We start from the raw sequence: 605 nt of genomic DNA on the forward strand, positions 1-605 counted from the left end.
GTGTTAAAGCCGGGAGGAGGGAGCGCGTATTCGGGGTTTGCAACCGGTTATTATCATTCCGGGGAGCGCGTATACGCACGAGCGCGTATCACGAAAGCGGGCGTGAACTTTTGCAAAGGGTATAATCCGCTCTGCGTGCTAGTCCAGCAATATGGTCCTGCCCATGCCTTTACCCTCGACCATAAGCAAGCCGAATTCTGGCACGTCGTGCAAAGCGACCATTGGACGGTTAATCCCTGGAACGACCCTGAAATTGAGTGGAAGAAGGTAACCAACGCTAACCAATACACCTACGAGGTAGCCGAAGATGAGGCATTTACAAAAATTGCGTATTCTAGCAACACTCCTTTTACCGGAAATTTTTACGAGACCGGCACCATTAACACGTTGCTGGACCCAGGCAAAACCTATTATACGCGGGTAAGGGCGGAAAGATTCAACTCACCGAATATAACGGACAACTTTGGCTCCTGGTCGGCGACCGAGCCCATCAACGTGTCTGTTCCCGTCACTACGATAATGCCCGCGTTGAAACAAAAACCCGGCGATCCACCCAAAATCGTCAGCAGCCTGGGCTTCTGGGTCAACTGGTACGCATATACCGG

The 605-nt window shown here is 51.7% G+C and carries 1 protein-coding gene; it reads left to right on the forward strand.

Annotated elements, in window-relative coordinates; translation table 11 throughout:
- The coding region (locus J7619_RS32155) for a hypothetical protein (protein WP_291209026.1) at window positions 1–605 on the forward strand (605 nt) is incomplete at both ends.

The organism is Dyadobacter sp. (assembly GCF_017744695.1).
In the GTDB taxonomy this organism is placed as follows: Bacteria; Bacteroidota; Bacteroidia; order Cytophagales; family Spirosomataceae; genus Dyadobacter.